The sequence below is a fragment of the Burkholderia sp. GW821-FHT14F03 genome (assembly GCF_058803765.1).
On record NZ_JBXAPG010000122.1, the window covers coordinates 1 to 1,280 of the forward strand.

General features: G+C 70.5%; 1 protein-coding gene. It reads left to right on the forward strand.

Annotated features, from left to right (window positions below; translation table 11 throughout):
* A partial coding sequence (locus tag AC1RQF_RS33300; RefSeq protein ID WP_492874385.1) for an amino acid adenylation domain-containing protein occupies nt 1-1,280 on the forward strand: 1,280 nt, incomplete at both ends.

A 1,280-nucleotide genomic window follows, 5' to 3' on the forward strand; every position in this document is an offset into this window, starting at 1 on the left:
GGCGCCGTCAGGGGATCTGCTGCGCGCGCTGCGCGAATCGGGGCGGCGGCATGGTGCGCGTTCGGCGGTGAGCGGAGCCGGCGAACACCTCGACTACACGACGCTCTGGCGGCGTGCCCGCGCGGTGGGGCAGGCGCTGCGGCAACGCGGCGCGGGGCCGGAAACGCGGATCGGCCTGTGCATGGAGCGCACGCCGGATCTGATCGTGGGGATGCTGGGCATTCTCGAGGCGCATGCGGCCTACGTGCCGCTGGACCCGCAACTGCCGGAAGCGCGCTTGAGGATGCTGCGCGAGGATAGCGGCCTGTCGCTGGTGCTGACGCACGGGCCGACGGAGGCGCTGGTCGAGCGGATCGGGCCGCAAGCGAGCGTGCTGCTGTCGGCGTGCGAAGCCGAAGGCGCGGAGCAGCGCGATGCGGAATACAGCGATGAGGCGATGCCGGCGGCGGGTCTGGCCTATGTGATTTACACGTCGGGTTCGACGGGCCGACCCAAGGGCGTGTCGATTACGCGGGGCGGGCTGCTGGAGCTGGCGCAGGCTCAGATCGCGGCCTTCGGTATCGGCGCCGAGAGCCGGGTATGCCAGTTTGCGTCGATCGGTTTCGATGCGTCGGTGTCGGAGATATTTACGAGCGTGCTGAGCGGCGCGTGCCTGGTGATGGCGGAGGACGTGCAGGAAGCGGACCGTCTGGTGGCATGGCTGGAGAAGGAAGCGGTCAGCCACGCGACGCTGCCGCCGGCGCTGCTGCAGCTGTTGCCGGGCGGGGGGCTGCCGGCGCTGGGCACGCTGGTCAGCGCGGGAGAGCGTTGCAGCTGGGAGATCGTGCGGGACTGGGGCGCGGGGCGTCGGCTGATCAATGCATACGGACCGACCGAGGTGACGGTGTGCGCGAGCTGGGGCGAAGTGGCGGAGACGGCGCAGCCGTGGGCGCGGGTGCCGATCGGCGAGGCGCTGCAAGGTGCGGAACTGTACGTGCTGGACGAAGGGATGATGCCGAGCATAGCGGGCGGATCGGGGGAGCTGTACGTTGGAGGAACGAGGCTGGCACGGGGCTACCTGGGTCGTCCGGGTGCGAGTGCGGAACGTTTCGTGCCGCATCCGTGGCGCGAGGGAGCGCGTTTGTACCGGACGGGAGACCGTGTCCGGGTGCGGCCGGACGGATGCCTGGAGTATCTGGGAAGGCGGGACGAGCAGGTGAAGATCCGTGGCGTGCGGGTGGAGCCGGGGGAGCTGGAGGCGACGCTGCTGGGGTTGAGAGGGGTGAGCGCGGCGGCGGTGG